This window comes from Roseateles sp. FW305-36 (assembly GCF_058787015.1).
In genome coordinates, this window is record NZ_JBYSZK010000013.1 from 58,788 (window position 1) to 77,774 (window position 18,987).

At 69.0% G+C, this 18,987-nt stretch carries 17 protein-coding genes; 15 read left to right on the forward strand and 2 right to left on the reverse strand.

Going from position 1 to position 18,987, the window contains the following annotated elements:
* Positions 1 to 138 precede the first annotated feature (138 nt).
* From AC3WOE_RS21815 to AC3WOE_RS21825, 3 genes are read left to right on the forward strand one after another with little or no spacing between them, the layout of a single operon-like run.
* Positions 139 to 1,032 carry a sensor histidine kinase gene (locus AC3WOE_RS21815; protein WP_492693474.1) on the forward strand — a complete coding sequence of 298 codons (894 nt, stop codon included), beginning with the start codon at positions 139 to 141 and terminating at the stop codon, positions 1,030 to 1,032.
* Complete coding sequence (locus tag AC3WOE_RS21820; protein ID WP_492693476.1) at positions 1,029 to 1,688, forward strand: response regulator; 660 nt, start codon at positions 1,029 to 1,031, stop codon at positions 1,686 to 1,688. The genes AC3WOE_RS21815 and AC3WOE_RS21820 overlap by 4 nt, the downstream gene beginning before the upstream one ends.
* On the forward strand, positions 1,679 to 2,485 hold the full coding sequence (locus tag AC3WOE_RS21825; protein WP_492693478.1) for a bestrophin-like domain: 807 nt from the start codon (positions 1,679 to 1,681) through the stop codon (positions 2,483 to 2,485). The genes AC3WOE_RS21820 and AC3WOE_RS21825 overlap by 10 nt, the downstream gene beginning before the upstream one ends.
* A gap of 13 nt (positions 2,486 to 2,498) precedes the next feature.
* Here AC3WOE_RS21825 and AC3WOE_RS21830 read toward each other — a convergent pair whose 3' ends face one another.
* Both AC3WOE_RS21830 and AC3WOE_RS21835 read right to left on the reverse strand, forming a co-directional pair.
* Complete coding sequence (locus AC3WOE_RS21830; RefSeq protein WP_492693479.1) at positions 2,499 to 2,999, reverse strand: hypothetical protein; 501 nt, start codon at positions 2,997 to 2,999, stop codon at positions 2,499 to 2,501.
* A gap of 13 nt (positions 3,000 to 3,012) precedes the next feature.
* Positions 3,013 to 6,483, reverse strand: coding sequence for an nSTAND1 domain-containing NTPase (locus AC3WOE_RS21835; protein WP_492693480.1), 3,471 nt, complete (start codon positions 6,481 to 6,483; stop codon positions 3,013 to 3,015).
* Between the two features lie 259 nt (positions 6,484 to 6,742).
* Here AC3WOE_RS21835 and AC3WOE_RS21840 point away from each other — a divergent pair, with 259 nt between their 5' ends.
* The 12 genes from AC3WOE_RS21840 (at position 6,743) to AC3WOE_RS21895 (ending at position 18,964) form a co-directional block, all read left to right on the forward strand.
* Positions 6,743 to 7,315 (forward strand): Pvc16 family protein, encoded by a 573-nt coding sequence (locus AC3WOE_RS21840; RefSeq protein WP_492693482.1) that lies wholly within the window; start codon positions 6,743 to 6,745, stop codon positions 7,313 to 7,315.
* An 11-nt stretch (positions 7,316 to 7,326) separates the two neighbouring features.
* On the forward strand, positions 7,327 to 8,145 hold the full coding sequence (locus AC3WOE_RS21845) for a hypothetical protein (RefSeq protein WP_492693484.1): 819 nt from the start codon (positions 7,327 to 7,329) through the stop codon (positions 8,143 to 8,145).
* A gap of 18 nt (positions 8,146 to 8,163) precedes the next feature.
* The gene (locus AC3WOE_RS21850; RefSeq protein ID WP_492693485.1) at positions 8,164 to 9,783 is read left to right on the forward strand and encodes a phage tail sheath family protein; all 1,620 of its coding nucleotides are present in this window, start codon (positions 8,164 to 8,166) and stop codon (positions 9,781 to 9,783) included.
* A 66-nt stretch (positions 9,784 to 9,849) separates the two neighbouring features.
* Positions 9,850 to 10,308, forward strand: a complete 459-nt coding sequence (locus AC3WOE_RS21855) for a phage tail protein (RefSeq protein ID WP_492693486.1) — start codon at positions 9,850 to 9,852, stop codon at positions 10,306 to 10,308.
* Positions 10,308 to 10,868: a phage tail protein gene (locus AC3WOE_RS21860; RefSeq protein ID WP_492693488.1), complete on the forward strand. Its 561-nt coding sequence runs from the start codon at positions 10,308 to 10,310 to the stop codon at positions 10,866 to 10,868. The genes AC3WOE_RS21855 and AC3WOE_RS21860 overlap by 1 nt, the downstream gene beginning before the upstream one ends.
* A gap of 9 nt (positions 10,869 to 10,877) precedes the next feature.
* Positions 10,878 to 11,045 (forward strand): DUF5908 family protein, encoded by a 168-nt coding sequence (locus AC3WOE_RS21865; RefSeq protein ID WP_492693490.1) that lies wholly within the window; start codon positions 10,878 to 10,880, stop codon positions 11,043 to 11,045.
* Between the two features lies 1 nt (position 11,046).
* On the forward strand, positions 11,047 to 11,772 hold the full coding sequence (locus AC3WOE_RS21870) for a CIS tube protein (RefSeq protein ID WP_492693492.1): 726 nt from the start codon (positions 11,047 to 11,049) through the stop codon (positions 11,770 to 11,772).
* A 1-nt stretch (position 11,773) separates the two neighbouring features.
* A complete protein-coding gene (gene vgrG, locus AC3WOE_RS21875; protein WP_492693494.1) occupies positions 11,774 to 13,567 on the forward strand; it encodes a type VI secretion system tip protein VgrG in 1,794 nt (597 codons plus the stop codon).
* A gap of 18 nt (positions 13,568 to 13,585) precedes the next feature.
* The gene (locus AC3WOE_RS21880; RefSeq protein WP_492693496.1) at positions 13,586 to 13,885 is read left to right on the forward strand and encodes a PAAR domain-containing protein; all 300 of its coding nucleotides are present in this window, start codon (positions 13,586 to 13,588) and stop codon (positions 13,883 to 13,885) included.
* A gap of 20 nt (positions 13,886 to 13,905) precedes the next feature.
* Entirely contained in the window at positions 13,906 to 14,331 is a 426-nt protein-coding gene (locus AC3WOE_RS21885) for a GPW/gp25 family protein (RefSeq protein ID WP_492693498.1), read from the forward strand.
* Positions 14,328 to 18,173 carry a baseplate J/gp47 family protein gene (locus AC3WOE_RS21890; protein WP_492693500.1) on the forward strand — a complete coding sequence of 1,282 codons (3,846 nt, stop codon included), beginning with the start codon at positions 14,328 to 14,330 and terminating at the stop codon, positions 18,171 to 18,173. The genes AC3WOE_RS21885 and AC3WOE_RS21890 overlap by 4 nt, the downstream gene beginning before the upstream one ends.
* A complete protein-coding gene (locus AC3WOE_RS21895) occupies positions 18,170 to 18,964 on the forward strand; it encodes a hypothetical protein (RefSeq protein WP_492693501.1) in 795 nt (264 codons plus the stop codon). The genes AC3WOE_RS21890 and AC3WOE_RS21895 overlap by 4 nt, the downstream gene beginning before the upstream one ends.
* Positions 18,965 to 18,987 lie beyond the last annotated feature (23 nt).

Sequence of the window (18,987 nt, forward strand, 5' to 3'; positions counted from 1 at the left end):
ACGCCCCCTAGGTCTAGGGAACAGCTGACGCCGGAAGGTTTCCGGAAGGTCGCTGCGGAGGTCGCCGCCTAGCGTGGAACCCAGCGGACTGATTGGCATGTTGCCGACAGCCGACATTCCCAAACGGATGGGCACCCCATGAATCCTGACTCCCCCTCCCCTGCCCTGTCTGTCAACCAGCCCGCCGACGCCCGATCGATCGGGTGGCCGGGCGGGACGAATCGGCCCCACCGGCCGAAAAAGAGGCCGTTTCGACTTGCCCGGCGAGTCAACTCCGTGCGCCGGCTCCGGCGCCACCTCGCGAGCACGTGCGCCGACGCGGAGCTGGCGGAGCGGGAACGCCTTGCCCAGTTCCTGCACGACCAGATCGGTGGCGCCCTCGTCCAGCTGCGGCTCGCCTACGGCGCATGGCGACACAAGGCTGTGCCCTCCCCGGCATGCCGGGCCGCTGCGACGTCGCCGTCTGGTGACGCGGACTCGCCGCAAGTCGTCTTCGAAAGCCTGCTTGGCGAGTTGTCCAGCACCGTGCGGCGCCTGGCCTTCACCCTGGCGCCACCGGCCTGGCATGACGACCTGCCGTCGGCGCTGGAATCCGTCGCCGCCGAACTCCGCATGCGCAGCGACCTGGAAGTGAGGCTCGACACGACCGCGCTGGAAACCGAGGACGCACCGGCGGTCGCCCCGTCGACGCGCGCCATCGTCTGTCGAGTCGTGCGGGAGCTCGGTCGCAACGTCCAGAAGCACGCCGGAGCCCACACCGTTCGCATCGAGGCACTTACCTTTGCCGGCCGACTCCGGGTTCACGTCGAAGACGACGGCCGCGGACTGCCCTCCGGCTTCGCCGGATCCGCACAAGGCCTCGGCCTGCGCAGTGCGCGTGCACAACTGCAAGCCCTGGGCGGCGAGCTGGCGCTGCGCTCCCTGCACGCCGGAGGCACGCGCGCGACGCTCAGCCTGCCGATCTGTCACATGAGCTCGAAACCACCCCCCGCAACGCAATCCGCTCATCAACTGCTCCAGGAGACGCCATGACGCTTCGTCTTGTCCTCGCCGACGACCACCAGCTGGTGCGGGAAGGCTTGCGCGCCCTGCTGTCCCGCGACACGCGCATCGAGGTTGCCGGCGTCGCCGCCGACGGCGCCACCGCCGTCAAGCTCGTACGGCAGCTTCAACCCGACTTGCTGGTGACTGACATTGCCATGCCGGGTCTCAACGGCATCGAGGCAACGCGACGCGTGCGTGCCCAGGGAGACACACGCGTGATCTGCCTGTCGATGCACGGTGACCAGCGAAGCGTCGTGACGGCGCTGCAGGCCGGGGCCACGGGGTTCGTGCTCAAGGACGCCTCGTGCGAAGAGCTGCTGGGCGCGGTACGGCAGGTGGCCACAGGTGGCGTCTACGTCAGCCCGGGAACCATGGGTGGCCTGCTCGACGAGATCCGGGACCGCCAGCGCCTGGAGGCGGCACTCCCTGGCCCGGCGCTGACCGCGCGTGAACGCGAGATCGTCCAGCTGTTTGCCGAGGACCTGAGCACCCAGCAGATCGCCGACCGCCTCAAGCTCAGCGTCAAGACGGTAGCCACCCACCGCGAACACGTCACCCGCAAGCTCGGCGTGCACGGCATCGCCGGCATGACCCGCTACGCCCTGCGCGAAGGCCTCACCGACGGAGCGACGACATGCCGCTGATCGCCTATTCCCTGCCCAACTGGATGCTCGGCACAGGCTTGGTGCTCGCCTGGATCCTCGGCGCGCTCGCCGTACAGGCCCTGTTCCCTCAGCGCTGGCGTGAAACGGCCAGTGACACCGACCGCAATGTCGCGCTCGCCGCCCTCGGCGTGATCGCGACCATCAATTCGCTGCTGCTCGCCTTTTCGGCGGTATCGGTCTGGGACTCGTTCGGCACGGCCGAGCAGGCCGTGCAGCGGGAGGCCACGGCCATGGCCCAGCTCGCCCGCACGCTGACCTTGTTTGACAACCCACAGGCCAGACTGGCCAGGGAGCGCCTGAGAGCATACGGCCGCAGCGTCGTCACGCGAGAGTGGCCGGAGATGCAGCAGGAAAGGCAGAGCCAGACGACGCTCGCCGCCTTCGACGCCCTGTTCGGCGCCCTGGGCGACCTGAGGTCGACGACCCCAGCGGAAACGGTGCTGCTCACCCAGACCTGGCAGCAGGCCAACGACCTGCTGAACTACCGCCGCGCGCGACTACAGGCCGCCAAGGGCAAGGTGCCCGGCACGCTCTGGGCCGTGGTGCTGGTCGGCTCGGCGCTCACGCTGCTGCCTCTGGCCGTGCCTCCGGTCAGCGCGAGCAGCCGGGGCGCGCTGCTCGTCCTGGCGATCACACTGGGACTGGTCTTCCATTTCGTGGCGGCCATGGACCGCCCCTTCCTCGGCACCGAGCGCGTGACCGCCGACGCCATCGAGGACGCCCTGGCCGGCCTGCAGCGTGCGACGCAGCGGCCGCCGGCCGCAGCGCCGCCATGAGGGCCCTTGTGCTTCAGCCGCCGCTGCCGTTGCGGATCTCCGGGTCGGCCGTCGCGATCAGTTTCTGGGCTCCACCCTTTGCGGGTTTGCGGAAGATCAGCACCACGCCACGACAGGAATTCAGCTGGACCGGTACGTCGATGGAGGATGCACCACGGTGACCGGAGGCACTGAAGGTTTGCGGCAGGTCGGTGTCGAACTTCAGCGTCTTGGCCACAGCGGCGAACAACGAAACGCCTGTGTCAGGCTCCGAGCCGTACTGGTCCTGCAGATACTTCAGCACCGAGCCCGACACCTCGCCCTGCTGCAGGAAGGTGATGACGTTGCTGTTCGCATCCGTGACGAGGTCCTTGGACTCGACGGGCTTCCACGCGGTGTCGAAATACGCGCACCGCACCAGGTTCTCCGTTGCAAGGCCGTCGGACTGGGGGGCCATCGGCATCAACGGCACCACGAAATAGATCGTGGTTTCACCGTTCCCGGACTTGCCGGTGTCGTTCGGGGTGACGTTCATGGGAACTCCTCGTTCAGGGGTGGGTGGAAAGAGAAACCGGGAGGCGAGCCGCGACCGACGGCAGGCTCAGCGGGACGTAGCCGTCGGCGACAAGGCGGCGGGCGGCCTCCGGCTCGGCTCCAGTTCCGGAAGCACAGGCACGCGCGGCCAGCCAGGCTTGCAGCACGAGGCCGGCCTGGCCGCCGTCGACGGTGGACTGCAGGCCCTCACGCAGCCGGGCACAGTCCGCCGCCGCGTTGTCCGCGTCCCGGCCCAGTGTCAGCAGCGCACGCCGCGCCTGCACTTCGCGCAGTTGCCAGTAATGCGGCCGCTGGCGCAGCAGCTCCTCCATCGACTCGGCGCTGTCGTCCAGCAGACGCCTCGCCGCCACCCAGTCGCCCCGCGCAGCGGAGCGCTGCGCCGTCGCGGTGGCCACGCGGAGCAGCGCTTCGCGGCGCAACAGCTCCCGGGCCGCATCGGGGTCTGCCGGGGTGCTCAGGTTTGCGGACAGCTCGTTCAGCTCGCGGTCGACGGCTTGGCCTGCATCGAGTCGGGCCACGACGAGATGACTCTCGGCATGCAGCCGGTCGATCCGCCAGTAGGCATTGCTGGGGTCGTGCCGCTCCGCGGCTCGCAGTCGCTCCACGCCGGCCGCCATCACCGCGACCGCCTCGGACGGTCGGCCCGCCGCGCGGATCGCCTCGGCGCGGCGCAGTTCCAGCGTACCGAGGTCGCGCAGGCGCAGTTGCTCGTCGGCTCGGCCCGCGGCCAGCGCGACGCGCTCCTGTCGTGCGGCGTCGTAGTGCCGCAGGGCCTCGATGGGTCGCCCGCACACATGCGCCACCAGGCCGAGCCACGTCAGCGAATTGGCGACACCCTCGCGGGCTTCGGCGTCGGTCGCCGCGCGGGACAGCGCCTCCCGTTTGAGAGTCAGCGATTCCTCGAACCATCGCTTCGCTGCCTGCCACAGGCCGCGCCGGAAAGTGATCGAGCCCAGGCTGTTCAGCGCGTAGCCAAGCTCCGCCATCGCGGCTGGATCCGTGGGTGCGAGCTGACGCCAGCGCGCGCTGGCGTCGCGGTAACGATCCATGGCTTGCGTCGCGGCATCGAGCTGGCCTGCGTCGTACGCGATCTGACCGAGCCAGAAGGAGGCGGCGCCCAAGGTGCGGAAATAGTCGCCGGCGTCCAGGTCTGGGGGCTGACCACCGGGTGCCAGGGCCTCCAGCATTCGGCGGGCGGCTTCGAGTGCGTCTACGGCAATGTCGGTACGGCCCTGGCCGCGGCTGCTGTTGACCTCCCCGATGACCACCAGCGCCCGTGCGCGTTGCAGTGTGTCGGCGGCCGCATCGGCAGCTCCCTTGCGATCGGGCGACGCCAGCACCTTCAAACCCTGCTCGCCGATGCTGCCGAGCAGGTTGAGCTTGCCGATCGGCCTCAGGCCGTCAGCCAGTTCGCCCAGCATGAAGGACGTCAACTGCCGGCTCTGGCGGTCCCGCTCCGCGGCAAGATCTGCCTGATGCGCATAACCAACGGCCGCCACGACGGCGACGCCCGCCAGCAGCAGCGCACCGACAGTGGAAGCCCCGAGGCCCCAGCGCTGGCGGCGCAACCGGCGTTGTGATCGCCTGATGAAGTCGCGCTCCTGCGGACCGAAGAGGGCCGGCGCCTCGGCCAGGGCTCGCGTCACCGTCCAGAGCATGGCGCCTCGCGGGAGCAGTAAGGTGCCGGCGCGCCCGGCCTCGACCCAGCGGGCCACCCAAGGCGCCAGACCGTCGCGCGCGACCAGGGCCGCCCGGTGGCCGGCGACCCAGGCTGTAACCCGCGGCCAGCGACGCAGCAGAGCCTCGTGCGCGACGCGGTAGCCCTTGCCGCTCGCAGCCAGATCGGCCACGAGAAGGCGTGCATCGACGAAGGTCTCGACCAGAGCCCGCTCGTCGGCATCGACGAGCTCGTCATCGGGCATCCAGCGGCTCGTCGGTGCGGCCTCGTCGCCTGCGAGAGTCACAAGTCGCGACAGCAGCGACGGCAGCGCGCCCTGCCGCGCAGCCGGCAGACCGTCAAGCAAGGCCTCGGCGCGCCGGCCGATCGCCCCCTCCAGCCCGCCCAGGGCTTCGTAGGCCGCCCAGCTCAGCACATCACCCGGCTCACGGTTCAGATAGAGCTGCTGCAGCGTGTACTGCAGCAGCGGAAGCGCGTCAGGCGACTGCATCGCATCGGCGCACAGCCGGTCGTCCAGGCGGTTCAGACCGCTGTCGTCGCCGCCGAAGCTCAGGCCGGCCGCCCGGGCCGGCAAGCGGACGATCTGCGAAATCTCGACAGCGCCGGGAGGTGGCAGGTCGATATGGGACCCGGCCTCCTTGTCCTCCATCAGAATGGGATGACGCGCCAGCGCTGCGTAGAAATCGTTGCGGCATATGGCCAGAACCAGGATGCGGCCACTCGCCAACAGCCGGTCGAGCGTGGCCAGCCAGGCGTCCACGTGCGGCGCAGGCTGCTGCAGCAGCGCCTCCAGCCGATCCAGCACGAGTAGCGGCGGACCTGTGCGGCGCCCTTGTGGCCCTCCGGCCGCGTCCAGGGCGATCTGCAACTGCCGCACGACGTCGTCAGCTCGCTCGCGCAGTGCCGCGGCGAGGCTGTCGATGCTGTAGCCAGAGAGCAGCGGCGCACCGGCAAGATCCCAGTCCAGCAGCGCGCCGGCCAATCCCGCCCAAGTGTCCAACACCGTGCCGTCGGCCGTGCGACCCAGCGCACCCAGGTCCGCCGTGGCGGCCGTGCAGATGCGCAATGGACCGGCTTCATCGACCAGCCCGCCTGTTTCAGGCAAGGGCTCGGCGAGGGCCGGCAGGAGACCTGCCTGCACGAGCGACGTCTTGCCCGAACCGCTCGGCCCCAGGAGCACCACGAGAGGCCGGCCCTGGCGCCACTGCCGGGCCAGGCGGGAGCGCATCTCGTCCACCGCGGCGTCGCGACCGAAGAAGACGCTGGCATGCGCCTCGTCGAATGGCTCCAGGCCTCGGAACGGCGACTGCCCGCGCCACCCGTCGACGTGGCTGCGCGGGCCGTGACCCGCCAGCACTCGGACGGGAGCGATGAGCCGGTAGCCCCGCTTGCGTATGGTCTCCAGGTACACCGGCCTCGTGGCGCTGTCCTGCAGCGCGCGTCGCAGGCCGGCGACGACCTTGTGCACCGGGTTGTCGCCCTGGGCGGGCGCCTCCGGCCAACATTCCTGCAGCAGTGATTCCGCCGAGATGACCACACCGGGCTGCCTGCACAGCGCCACCAGCACCGCCATGGGACGCGGCTCGAGCGTCACGCTGTCGTCGCCGCGGTCGAGGCGCCGCGTGGTCACGTCGACCCGCCAATCGCCAAGCAGGAACCTGGTCGGCACCAGCACGGCCGTGGCGGGCAACGCCACGCGGCCCAACGGGAGCGCCACGGCATCGCATCCCTCGCCACCCGGCGTCGATACCGTGTGTGAACGCGATCCGTCGGCGGTCCTGTCCATCGTCGGCTCTCCCTGATCGTGGCCTCTGCAGGGCCCGTGGCGCCCAGTTTATGGGCACACGCACCGTTGCGTCAGCCCCCACGGACCAGGAAGGTCTGACAGGTTGACAGACACCACCGAGCGCGCCGTCGGGACGCCCCGATCTCCGCAAACCGGAAGCTGGATCTCGGCATTCGTCTGATGGACCCGTTCGCGGCGGGTCCCTAACGTCCAGCCCATCGAGTCTCCAAGCCGAACGACCCGCTCCCCTGGCTCCGCCATGATCGACGCCGCACTCCAACATATCGCCGGCCACCTGAACGCCGTGCTCCGCCGCTCTCACCAGTCGGCAGAGGATCTCGTGGCGGTCACCGGTTTGCAGGAGTCTGACGGCAGCCCGGCGGCCACGGCGGCGCAGCGCCTGTCGGCCTTCCTCGTGAATCTGGAGCGCGACGAGGTGCCTGGCCTGCCGACGCACGTCGTCAGCACTGGTGAACGCCTGGCCCGCTCGGCGCCGCCGGTTCACTTGAACCTGCTCGTGATGTTCGCCGCCAACTACGGCGGCACGACCTACACCGAGGCGTTGAAGCTGATCGGCAGCACCATCGCCTGCTTCCAGGCCACGCCGGTCCTCGACGCGCAGAATTCGCCCGGGCTCGACCCGCGGCTGGACAAGCTCACGCTGTCGATCGAGCCTATCGGCCTGCAGGAGATGGCAAGCCTCTGGGGCGTGCTCGGTGGCCGCTACGTGCCCTCGGTCCTCTACCGGGTGCGCCTGCTCACCATCGATGCGCGTCAGCCTTACGCGCAACTCCCCCTGGTGCGCACCCCGCGCGTCGGCGTGCTCGGCTGAAGGACGACGACGTGGACACCTGGTTTCAACTGCTGCACCTGCAAGTGCACCACGGCTACTACGCCGATGGCCGCAGCCAGGGCTTGCGCTTTGAACCGACCATCGATACGACGACCGCGCTGCGCCGCGCCGATGTCGCGATGCGAAGCGACGGGAGCGGTTTCTCTTTGCACGGACCGGCCGACGCGCCGGATGCACTGGAGACTCCAGACGCCGGCCTGGCCTGGCGCGTCTTCGCCACCGACGGGGACTTCGCCTGCGCAACCGAGGACGTCGCAGCGCGACCCGGCCAGCTGCTGTGGGTTCAGCCCTCGGAGCCCCCGGACGACGGCACGCTGACCGCCATGGCTCGCTCGCTGCACGAGGCTCCGGTGGCATCGCTGTTGGCTGCCGTCGACCGCTTCCGCACGCCGTTCGCGCTGATCTGGCTGCCGCTCGCGCACCTGAGGGCGACCTGGGCGACCCTGACGCCAGCGCGTCTGCGCTGGCTGCTGGCACCGCGCGCCACAGTCTGGAAGTACTGCCTGCACGGCGACTGGCCCGAGCCAGCGCTCACCATCGTCGACCTTTCCGGCGAGACCGCTTTCGGCGCACCCACGCCCGACCGGATGGAAGACGGCACGCCGATGCTGGCCATCCGTTCGAACAGCCGCGTCCCGTTGGGGCAGCGTCCGGCCCGACGCCTGCAACTTCGCAGCCGCCCCGAGCCGGACGGTCGCGCTGACAAGGTGCTGATCCGCCGGCTGCCCATGCCTGCGGCCCAGTTCCTCGCCCGGGAAGTGATCGCGGGACTGCCCACGGTCATCTCCGAGATCCACGTGTATCGATAACCCGCTGAGGAGCTTGCCATGGTCATGAAGACACCCGGTGTCTATATCGTCGAGAAAAACGCCTTCCCCAACTCCGTCGTCGAGGTGGCCACCGCGGTGCCTGCGTTCGTCGGCTACACGCGCCGTGCCGAGAACGGCGGCAAATCGTTGCGCAACAAGCCCTGGCGCATCGGATCCATGGCCGAATACCACACCTACTTCGGCCATGGCCCCGATCCCAAGCTGGCCATCGCCGAGACACCCAAGAACGGTCGCGCCGACTTCCGGACCGACGGCAAGGACTACGCGCTGACCCAGGCCGTGGGCGCCGCCGGCGGCCGCTTCCTGCTGTATCACGGCATGGTGCACTTCTTCCAGAACGGTGGCGGCCCCTGCTACATCGTCTCGGTGGGTGACTATGACGAGGACGTCGACGCCGCGAAGCTCACCGACGGCATCGTCCCGCTGATCAAGGAGCAGGAGCCGACGATGCTCGTCATCCCAGACGCGGTGCTGCTCAAGCGGGCGGATTGCGTCGCCGTCCAGCAGGCCATGCTTCAGCACTGCGGCGGCAAGATGCGCAACCGCATCGCCATCCTCGACGTCTGGGGCGGCTATCTCGACCGCAAGGACCCCGACGGCGACCCGATCGAGAACTTCCGCAACGACCTGGGCGTCAACTACCTGGATTTCGCGGCGGCGTACTACCCGTGGGTCAACACGACGGTCGTGCAGGACAAGGAGCTCGACTACACCCGCATTGCCAATCCCGACCTGCTGGCGACGCTGCTGCGCAAGGAGCTCGCACTGCCGGACACGGTGGACCCCTCGACCACGCCACCGCGCATCGCCCAGCAGGCCCAAGCCGTGGCCGACGTCGCCAAGACCGACGCCGACTGGGAGAAGTACGTCACCGACCTGGTGAACCAGTCCACCAAGAGCGATGAAGAGAAGGCCAAGGCGCTGACCCGCCCGGCACTGGACGTGGCGATCGAGACGCACAAGTCGCTGCTGCACAAGAGCCTGGTGTCGATGAGCCCGCTCTACAACACGCTGATGACCGAGGCGCGCAACCACCTCAATCTGCTTCCGCCCTCAGCCGCGATGGCTGGCATCTACACCATGGTCGATAACAGCCGCGGCGTCTGGAAGGCACCGGCCAACGTCAGCCTCAATGGCGTCATCTCGCCCGAGGTCAACATCTCGCACGAGGATCAGGAAGACCTCAACGTCACGACCCAGGGCAAGTCCATCAACGCCATCCGCAGCTTCATTGGCGAAGGCGTGCTGGTGTGGGGCGCCCGAACGCTGGACGGCAACAGCCTGGACTGGCGCTACATCAACGTGCGGCGCACGATGATCATGCTCGAAGAGTCCTGCCGCCTGGCCGCCAAAGCCATGGTGTTCGAGCCCAACGTGGCGAACACCTGGGTGACCATCAAGAGCATGATCTCCAGCTTCTTGACCGGCATCTGGAAACGCGGCGGCCTGGCCGGCGCAGTGCCGGACGACGCATTCAGCGTGCACGTCGGCCTCAACGAGACGATGACATCCGAGGACGTCCTGGAAGGGATCCTGCGCGTGACCGTCCTGGTGGCGATCAGCCGCCCGGCCGAGTTCATCGAGATCACCTTCCAGCAGCAGATGCAGAAGTCCTGAGGCGCAGCGCGCCAGGATCGTTCCCTCCCTTTTTTCACCTCACCCTAACCCTCGTGGAGGCAGGTAATGGCAGACGATGGATCAAAGCAATCGACCACGGTGTGGCCACTCCCCAAATTTCGCTTCGAAGTGAAGTGGGATTCGGCGGTCATGTCCTTCCAGGAAGTCTCTGGACTGGACGTGGAAGCCCAGCCCATTGAATACCGGCACGGCGACAGCCCGGCGTTCTCGGTGCTCAAGATGCCCGGGATGAAGAAGTACAGCGACGTCACGATGAAGAAGGGCGTCTTCAAGGGCGACAACAAGTTCTGGGACTGGTTCGCCGAGATCAAGATGAACACGATCAAGCGCAAGCCGATCACCATCAGCCTGCTGGACGAGGAAGGCAAGCCGACGATGGTCTGGACCCTGGCAAACGCCTGGCCGACCAAGATCACCGGCACCGACCTCAAGTCCACCGGCAACGAGGTGGCGATCGAGACCATCGTGATCGCCCACGAAGGCCTCACCATCGCCAACGCCTGATGCCGCCCCCCGCCCCGACACTGCCGCCCGCCGCTCGCCCCACCGCGCGGGTGAGCCGGCCACCCGCGCCGGCCACCGCCACTGCGCCGCCCTCCCAGTCAGCGCAGGCCATTGCGGTGTACCCGCCGCCGGCCTTCCACTTCGCCGTGACCTTCGGCTCCAACGCCAAGGATGCCGACGGCGCATTTCGCGAGGTCAGCGGCCTGGGCCTCGACATGGACGTCGAGACCGTTGTCGAAGGCGGGCAGAACGCCTTCGTGCACCAGCTCCCCAAGGCGGTCAAGCATCCGCGACTGGTGCTGTCGCGCGGCATCGCGACGATGGAGTCCCGCCTGCTGCTGTGGTGCCAGGCGGTGCTGGAGGGCGGGCTGGCGCAGCCGATCCACCCGAAGCAGCTGCACGTCTTCCTGCTCGACGAGGAAGGCGGTCCGTTGCGGGTGTGGGCGGTACAGAACGCCTACCCGGTCAAGTGGTCGGCTGAAGCCTTCCAGGCCACGCGCAACGAAGTGGCCATCGAACGCATCGAGCTGGCCCACACCGGCTCCAGCCGATTGATGTGAGTCCAGGTCATGAGCATTGAAGTCCGGCAGCTGCTGATCCGCTCCCAGGTCACGCCTGCACCCGCACCGCCGCCCGCCGCCCTCGCGCCACGCGAGCTGCAGCGACTGCGCGAGCTGCTGCTGGCCGAGTGCCGCACCTGGCTGTCCGAGCGGCTGCGCACCCAGGGTGAGCGTTGACATGGCCAACGACACCACCCGCGGCCCCGGCGCCGATGGCGGCTCCACCGAGCTGACCCGGCTGCTGTTGACTCGCTACAGCCTGGCCCGCAACGGCGCGGTGCAACTCGACCGCGACACCACCTTCCAGGCCCAGATCAACCCCTCGGAGTTCAGCCACGCCTTCGGCATTCACTACGACAAGACCAAGTCGCAGGGCTCGGCCGGCGTGGAACCCAAGTTCAGCAGCATGGACGACGAGCGGGTGTCCTTCTCCATCGTGCTGGACGGCACCGGCGTCGTGGCACCGGTGCCCGGTCAGCCGCCGGACGTCAAGGGCCAGCTTGCGCAGCTCAACAAGGTGGTCTACGAATACGTCGACCTGAAGAGCGAGCCGCCCTATGTGCGCGTGCTCTGGGGAACGCTGATCTTCTTCGGCCGATTGGAGACGCTGAAGGCGCAATACACGCTGTTCAAGCCGGGCGGCGACCCGCTGCGAGCCAAGGTCGACCTCAGCTTCGTCGGCGCGATGAGCAAGGAAGAGGAGCGCCGTGTGACAAGCCGCGCGACGACCTCCGACCTCACCCGCACCGTGAAGATGTTCGGCAACGAGTCCCTGGGCGCGGCCTGCGAGCGCATCTATGGAGATGCCTCTGTCTTCATGCGGGTGGCCCGATTCAATGGCTTGACCGACTTCCGCAGCATCCCGCCGGGCACGGTGCTGAAGTTTCCGCCGCTGGGGAAATAGCATGCCCGGAGTCTCTCCGCTGCAGGACTCGATCGGCGTCGTCACGCTGAGCGTGCTGGTCGCCGGGCAGCGCCTGGCGCAGAGCGCCGACTTGATCTCCGTGACCGTCAGGCGCGCCGCCAACACCGTTCCAAGCGCTCGACTTGTGTTCAACGACGGCGACATGCCGGAACACAAGTTTCCGATCAGCGATGCCGAGGACTTGAAGCCCGGTGCCCTGCTGGCCGTCAAGGCCGGCTATGGCCAGCAAGAGGAGACCCTGTTCGAGGGCATCGTCGTGAAGCACGGCCTGCGCGTCATGGGCACCAATGATGCGCGTCTGGTCGTCGAATGCCGTGACAAGGCGGTCAAGATGACCGTGGGCCGGCGCAATGCCAACTACATCGACCAGACCGACAGCGACATCATCGACAAGCTGGTCGCCGCCCACGGTCTGGAGGCCGACGTCGCCGCGACAACAGTGACGCACCGCGAGCTGGCCCAGCACTTCTGTAGCGACTGGGACTTCATGCTCGCGCGCGCCGACGCGAATGGCCAGCTCGTCATCGCCAACGACGGCAGCGTGGCCGTGAAGCCCCCCAGTGCCGATGGCGAAGCGGCGCTGACCGTGACCTACGGTGTCGATCTCATCTCCTTCGATGGCGATGTGGACGCCCGCCACCAGTTCAGCAGCACACAGGCCGTCTCGTGGGACCCCAAGGCCCAGGAGGCGCTGGAAGGCACGGCGGCCGACCCGGCTGACCTGGCAGAACAAGGCGACCTCGACAGCGCCACGCTGGCCGAGGTGATCGGACTGGAGAGCTTCCGGCTGCAGGCAGGTGCGCCTCAGGCAAAGGACATGCTGACCCAATGGGCCAAGGCCCAGCAGGTCAAGTCCGGGCTCGCTCGCGTGCGCGGACAGCTGAGCTTCCAGGGCAGCGCCAAGGCCCAGGTGGGCGGTCTGATCGAGCTCAAGGGCGTGGGCAACCGCTTCAATGGCACCGTTTTCGTAACCGGCCTGCGCCATCACATCGAAGATGGCGCCTGGACCACCGAAGCGGAGTTCGGGCTCGACCCGGACTGGTTCTGCAGCCGTGGCGACGTCCCGGCGCCGGCGGCCGGTGCGCTGCTGCCGCCCGTCACGGGGCTGCAGGTCGGCGTGGTCATGAAGCTGGACGCCGACCCCGCCGGCGAACACCGCATCCAGGTCAAGGTGCCGATGCTGCAGGCGGAGACCGAGGGGGTCTGGGCGCGATTGATGCAGGGCCACGCCAGCAGCGGCTTCGGCACCTTCCTGCTGCCCGAAGTAGACGACGAGGTGGTGCTCGGCTATTTCGCCAGCGACCCCTCGCACCCGGTGGTGCTGGGCAGTCTGTACAGCAGCAGCCGCCAGCCACCCTACGACCTTGCTGCCCCCAACGACACCAAGGCACTCGTGACCCGCTGCAAGCACAAGCTGGAGTTCGACGAGAAGGACAAGATCATCACGTTGACCACGCCGGGCGGCAACCGCGTCGTGCTCAGCGACAAGGACAAGTCCATCCTGCTGGAAGACGAGAACGGCAACACCGTCAAGCTGAGCGCCTCCGGCATCGCGCTGGACAGCCCCAAGGACATCAGCCTGACGGCCAAGGGCGGCATCTCGCTGGATGCAGTGGGCACCATCAGCCTGGCAGCCAAGGCCGACGTGAAGGCCTCCGGTCTCAACGTGAGCTGCGAGGCGCAGATCGGATTCACCGGCAAGGGCAGCGCAACCGCCGAGCTCTCGGCCGCGGGACAGACCGTGGTCAAGGGCGCTCTGGTCATGATCAATTGACGACGCGAAGGAAGCTCCATGCCCCCTGCCGCCCGCCTCACCGATCTGCACGTCTGTCCCATGGTCACCCCGGGCCTGCCGCCGGTGCCTCACGTCGGCGGCCCGATCCTCGGTCCGGGTGTACCCAACGTACTGGTCGGCAAGCTTCCGGCTGCGGTGGTCGGCGACACGGCCACCTGTGTCGGCCCGCCGGATGCCATCGTGATGGGTTCCACCACGGTGCTGATTGGCGGCCGACCTGCGGCGCGCATGGGTGACGCCACGGCCCACGGCGGCACCGTCGCACTCGGATTGCCCACCGTTCTCATCGGCGGCTGACACTCACCTACAACGCAGTCATGGACGCCGAACACGACTTCCTGGGCACCGGCTGGGCCTTCCCGCCGGCCTTCGACCGGCGCAACTGCGGCGCCGTGACGGTAGCCGGTGTGGCGGACGTCGAGGAGAGCCTGCGCATCCTGTTCGGTACGGCACCGGGCGAACGCATCATGCATCCCACCTATGGCTGCGGGCTGCGCCGGCTGGTGTTCGAGCCGATGAACACCAGCACCTTGACGGAGATCCGCAGTCTCATCGAGAAGGCCGTGTTGTTCTTCGAGGCTCGCATCACGCTGGACGAGGTGGCGTTCGACACCAGCGCGTTGATGGAAGGCGTGCTGCGCATCCGGCTGGCCTATCGCCTGCGCGCCAGCAACAGCCCGCACAACTTCGTCTATCCGCTCTATCTGCGCGAAGGCGAGACGGCCGCGAGGGCAACGCCATGAGCGCCGGCACCGAGCAACGCGAGCGCTTCCCGCGCGCCCTGGAACCGGGCTACTTCCGGCCGGACGATCTCGACTTCTCGCAGCGCGTGGAGATGACAGCGCAACTGGCGCGCCGGCTGCGCTTCAACGACCTCAACAACCAGGAGATCGGCGACTGGAGCGCTCTGTTCACGGACGACCCGACCCTGATGATGGCCCGTATCGCCGCGGCCGACCTTTGGCCGCGGCGGCAACGCTTCAGCGCGGAGGCCGAGACCGCGGCCCTGCCGCAGCTGGCGGAACAGGTGCTGTCCCTGGCCCGCGAGCTGGATTTCTGGTGGCGCTCCCTGGCCGGGCTGGACGACAAGGCGCCGCGCCAGCTGTGCGATCGAATCGAGCTGCTCATCGCCAGGCAGCTCGCCGCCGACCTGCGCTGGGTGGAGCGGCGCTTCCTGCAACAGGGCGGCACGCTCAGCACGCCCCGCCTCCCCAGTCCCGTGGAGCGCGAGCTCTCCAGCCTCTGGCACCGAAACATCGGCGACGAGCCCGACGCCGATGCCAGCGCCGAGCGCAGCGACCGCGAACGACTGCGCGAACGATTCTTCGCCTTCCTCAGCGCTGCGGACGACGTGCGCCACCTGGCGCGCGAGCTGCTTCCCGCCAGCCTGGACACCGGTCGCCACGAACCGGCCGCCGCGCTGGTGATCGCCTTCCTGCAGCTGTGCGAGATGGCGCAGCAGGAAGTCAATCGCCTGCCCGCGCGGCATGTTGACTTCTACTTGCGCGACTGCCTGGGCTTTCAGCCGCTGCCGCCGCGGCCAGACCGGGTGCACCTGGCCTGCGAACGCGACCTGCGAGCTGCGGGCGACGTGCTGCTGCTGCCCGGGACACCATTCGAGGCCGGCAAGGACGCTGCCGGCCGGCCCGTGCGCTTCATCAGCGACGAGGCGCTGGCCGTCACCCATCTGCGCGTCGCCGCGCTCCATACGCTGCGCCAGGAACGCGACCCGCTGATCGCGCCGGAATGCCACCTGGGCTACGTCACCCGCAGCAAGCTCGCTGAACCCGCGCCGGACGGCCGCCGCGTCTGGCCGTTGTTCGGCGATGCCGGTGGCGCAGGCGCCCGTGATGCACGCATCGGGCTGGCCATCGCGTCGCCGCTGCTGCTGCTCGCCGAAGGTGAACGCGAGATCAGGTTGCTGCTGCGTCAGAACGAAGCCGGTCCCGGGCCACGGCTGCATGCCCTGCGCGACGCCGTGCTTCGGGCGCGCACGCCGCAAGCCCTCAGCGATGCCTTCGGGGCGCTGCTGCCGCATTGGCTGATGGCAGTCAGCGACGCCCGCGAGTCCCAGGCCGAGGAAAGCGGCCAGCCCGTCCCCGGCGACCTGGACGCGAAGGACTGGCAGGACATGCGCGCCGCCGTCGACGCCATGCCGAACGCCGAACTGCCGACACCTTTCCAAGGCAACCACGCGCCGAGGCGCTCGCGCCTCTTCAATCGGCTGTTGCAAGGCGCGCTGCGCGCGAGCCTCAGTGCCATTGACGGCTGGCTGCCCGTCGAGTGCCGGCTGGAGCGCGTCGAGCGCGCCGAGGGCGGCTGCGACCTGGGTTTGCGCATCCGGCTCGAATCCGAGGCACCGGCCATCGTCGGCTGCACACCGACACGGCACGGCCCCGAATGGCCCACCCGGTTGCCGGTGCTGCGCCTGGAGCTTTCGACCCAGGGCCGCCTTTACGCCTACTCGCCGCTCGCGCACCTGTCCCTTGCCGCCGCGGAGCTGTCGGTGACGGCCAAAGGCCTGCGCCAGCTGCATCTCGAGAACAACCTGGGTCCGCTGGACGCCACCAAGGCCTTCATGCCCTTTGGTCCTCTGCCCAGCCAGTCGTCGCACGTCGCCGTCGGCTCGGCCGAGGCCGCCCGCAAGACGCTGGACCGGTTGTGGCTGGACATTGAGTGGGGCGGGCTCCCGCAGGACGCCGGCGGCTTCGACGCTCACTACGCCGGCTACGCCGGCCCCGCCGCCGCGCTGCGGCAGGGCCACTTCGACGCCACGGCCGCCTGGCTGCGCGACGGGCGGTGGCAGCCCTGCCGCCTGCTTCCTGGCGACGAGCGGCTCTTCCTGAGGGACGAGCAAAGCCGCGAGCTGGAACCCGCACGCCGCATCGAGGTCGACCCCGGTTCGCTGCGCCAGCTCAGCCGCGCCAGCACCGAGGACTGGCAGCACATGCCGCTGCCCCGCAACGGCCTGTGCAGGCTGCAGTTGGCCGGATCGAGGCTGGCCTTTGGCCATGCGGCCTACCCGATGGAGCTGGCCACCACCGTGGCCGCCAACGCCCGCAGCCGGCGCCAGCGCCCCCTGCCCAACCCGCCTTACACACCGGTCATCGAGCGGCTGCAGTTGAGCTACGAAGCCCGCAGCGTCATCGCCCTGGACCGCGATGACGAGCCGCCCGAAGGCGTGGATGGCGAGCGGATCTTCCATCTGCATCCGCTGGGCGTGCAGCCGCTGGAATCAGGCACCACCGGTGGCCACCCCTTGCTGCCGCGTCTGGGCGACAACGGCAACCTCTACATCGGCCTGAGCGGCAGCGATGCCGGCGGGCTTCTCACACTGCTGTTCGAGCTGCAGGAACCCCTGGCCGGCAGCGCGGCCGGCGACATGGCCCGGCCGTCCCTGCGCTGGTCCACGCTGACCGGCGACGACTGGCGCTCCCTGCCGCCGACCCGGGTGCTGGGCGACACCACGCATGGAGGCGTGACCTCGGGCATCGTCACGCTGGACCTGCCGCGCGACATGGACACCCAGCACGAGATCATGCCGGCTGGCCTGTACTGGCTGCGCCTGTCGGCTCAAGCCGACTTCGAACGCTTCGCCCGCCTCGTGTCGGTCCGTACCCAGGGCCTGCGGCTGAGGCGAGAGCTGGGCGCGGACTCGCGCCCGGGCCGCAAGGCAGCCCCGCCTGCTCCGCCCGAGACGCTGGCCGGCGGCGCCATCACCCGACCGGCGGCCAGCCTGCCCGGCCTGGTGGCGGTAACCCAGGTGGGGCGCTCCTTCGGCCTGCGCCGCGAAGAGGACGACCGCGCCCTGATCACCCGCGCCGGGGAGCGGCTGCTGCACAAGGGCCGCGCCTCGCTCGGCTGGGACGTTGAACGGCAGCTGCTGGAGCAGTTCCCCGAGATCTGCAAGGTCCGCTGCATCGCAGCGACGGACGGCAGCGGCCAAGTCACCGTGGTCGTCGTGCCCGACCTGCCGCGCAACCAACCGGCCCTGGCCTGCGAAGCCCCCCGTTTCAATGCCGTGGACCTCGCTCGCATGGCCGAGGCTCTGCGCGCGGCAGGCTCGCCCTTCGCTGACTTCCGCGTCCGCAACCCGGCCTACGACCGGCTGCAGCTGCGCGCCACCATTGGCCTGCGCCCCGGCGCCCACGAGGGGGCGACGCTGCGGCGCGTGAACGACACCATCGTGCAGATGCTGTCTCCCTGGTTCGACGAGGGCTACGGCCTTCGCTTCGACTGGCTGGTACGCAGTGAAGATCTGGAGGCTCGCATCCGCCGGCTCGACGGCGTGGACAGCGTGGGCCGGCTGTCGCTGCTGACGCTCACCTGCGACGACCAGGGCCGCTACCGCCTGCACGACACCGCGCAGTCACCGCTGGGGCCCCAGCCTCCAGGCCAGGACGGCGACCGCCCCGCGCGCGGCGCCGCCCACTCGCACGCGCGACTGCCGTGGAGCATCGCGCTGCCGCTGCCGCAGCACATCCTCACCGCTGACGACCTGAGTCCCGCAGGAGGCCCGCAGCCCACCGGCGTGGACCAACTGGCCGTCGGTACCACTTTCGTGATTGGCAGGGCATCGCCATGACGACCCGCAACCGCGCCACGCTCAGGCAGTTCTTCGAGGAGGGCCGCCGGCCCACCAGCGACCATTTCGGCGACCTCATCGACTCCATGCTGAACATGAGCGACGAGGGCTTCCGCAAGACGCCGGAACACGGCTTCGAGGTGACGAGCGACGAGGCCCTGCTCAGCTTCTACCGCGAGCAGAATGGCCAGGATCCGATCTGGTCCATGGGGTTTGGCGGCGACCGCAATCAGCTGCTGCTGCGGGCCGGCGACGGCCGTGGCAAGGCAGCGCCGCCACCGGCACTGGCGCTGGACCCCGATGGCCGCGTGGGCATCGGCACGGCCCGACCCGACGTGGCCCTGGACGTGCGCGGCGTGGTCTCGTCGCATGGGCGCCGGGGCGAACTGCGCCGCCAGACACCCGACGGCAAGCCGCTGCTGGCCAATGGCGACTGGCATGCGCTGACCGGGCCGCTGCAGGGCTGCCAGGCCATCGAGATCACGGCGGGCGTGGGCCGCCCCGAGACCGGTCGTTTCGCGCTGGTGCACGCAATCGCCATGAATGCCTACAACCCCTTGCCGGGCTGGCTGGCCTGGACGTCGCGTCGCGCCCGCATCCGCAGCCAGCATGCCTGGTACGGCCAGCGCTGCGACCGGCTGCAGTTGCGCTGGACGGGGGGCTCCGGCCGCCATGGCAACTACCAGCTCGAGATCCGCACCCGGTGCGACTACGGCGACGACCGGGTCATCCAGGCGTCGGTCACGACGCTCTGGCACGACCCCCACATGGCGGCGGGAGGCGTGAGGTGAGCGCCAGGCCCGCACTTCCAACC

What these genes read in the sequence shown, in the direction of transcription:
- AC3WOE_RS21850 (WP_492693485.1), top strand. Translation starts at nt 8,164, where the DNA reads ATGGTCATGAAGACACCCGGTGTCTATATCGTCGAGAAAAACGCCTTC.
- AC3WOE_RS21825 (WP_492693478.1), top strand. Translation starts at nt 1,679, where the DNA reads ATGCCGCTGATCGCCTATTCCCTGCCCAACTGGATGCTCGGCACAGGC.
- AC3WOE_RS21895 (WP_492693501.1), top strand. Translation starts at nt 18,170, where the DNA reads ATGACGACCCGCAACCGCGCCACGCTCAGGCAGTTCTTCGAGGAGGGC.
- AC3WOE_RS21815 (WP_492693474.1), top strand. Translation starts at nt 139, where the DNA reads ATGAATCCTGACTCCCCCTCCCCTGCCCTGTCTGTCAACCAGCCCGCC.
- AC3WOE_RS21855 (WP_492693486.1), top strand. Translation starts at nt 9,850, where the DNA reads ATGGCAGACGATGGATCAAAGCAATCGACCACGGTGTGGCCACTCCCC.
- AC3WOE_RS21890 (WP_492693500.1), top strand. Translation starts at nt 14,328, where the DNA reads ATGAGCGCCGGCACCGAGCAACGCGAGCGCTTCCCGCGCGCCCTGGAA.
- AC3WOE_RS21865 (WP_492693490.1), top strand. Translation starts at nt 10,878, where the DNA reads ATGAGCATTGAAGTCCGGCAGCTGCTGATCCGCTCCCAGGTCACGCCT.
- AC3WOE_RS21820 (WP_492693476.1), top strand. Translation starts at nt 1,029, where the DNA reads ATGACGCTTCGTCTTGTCCTCGCCGACGACCACCAGCTGGTGCGGGAA.
- AC3WOE_RS21840 (WP_492693482.1), top strand. Translation starts at nt 6,743, where the DNA reads ATGATCGACGCCGCACTCCAACATATCGCCGGCCACCTGAACGCCGTG.
- AC3WOE_RS21870 (WP_492693492.1), top strand. Translation starts at nt 11,047, where the DNA reads ATGGCCAACGACACCACCCGCGGCCCCGGCGCCGATGGCGGCTCCACC.
- AC3WOE_RS21860 (WP_492693488.1), top strand. Translation starts at nt 10,308, where the DNA reads ATGCCGCCCCCCGCCCCGACACTGCCGCCCGCCGCTCGCCCCACCGCG.
- AC3WOE_RS21885 (WP_492693498.1), top strand. Translation starts at nt 13,906, where the DNA reads ATGGACGCCGAACACGACTTCCTGGGCACCGGCTGGGCCTTCCCGCCG.
- AC3WOE_RS21880 (WP_492693496.1), top strand. Translation starts at nt 13,586, where the DNA reads ATGCCCCCTGCCGCCCGCCTCACCGATCTGCACGTCTGTCCCATGGTC.
- AC3WOE_RS21835 (WP_492693480.1), bottom strand. Translation starts at nt 6,483, where the DNA reads ATGGACAGGACCGCCGACGGATCGCGTTCACACACGGTATCGACGCCG.
- AC3WOE_RS21830 (WP_492693479.1), bottom strand. Translation starts at nt 2,999, where the DNA reads ATGAACGTCACCCCGAACGACACCGGCAAGTCCGGGAACGGTGAAACC.
- vgrG (WP_492693494.1), top strand. Translation starts at nt 11,774, where the DNA reads ATGCCCGGAGTCTCTCCGCTGCAGGACTCGATCGGCGTCGTCACGCTG.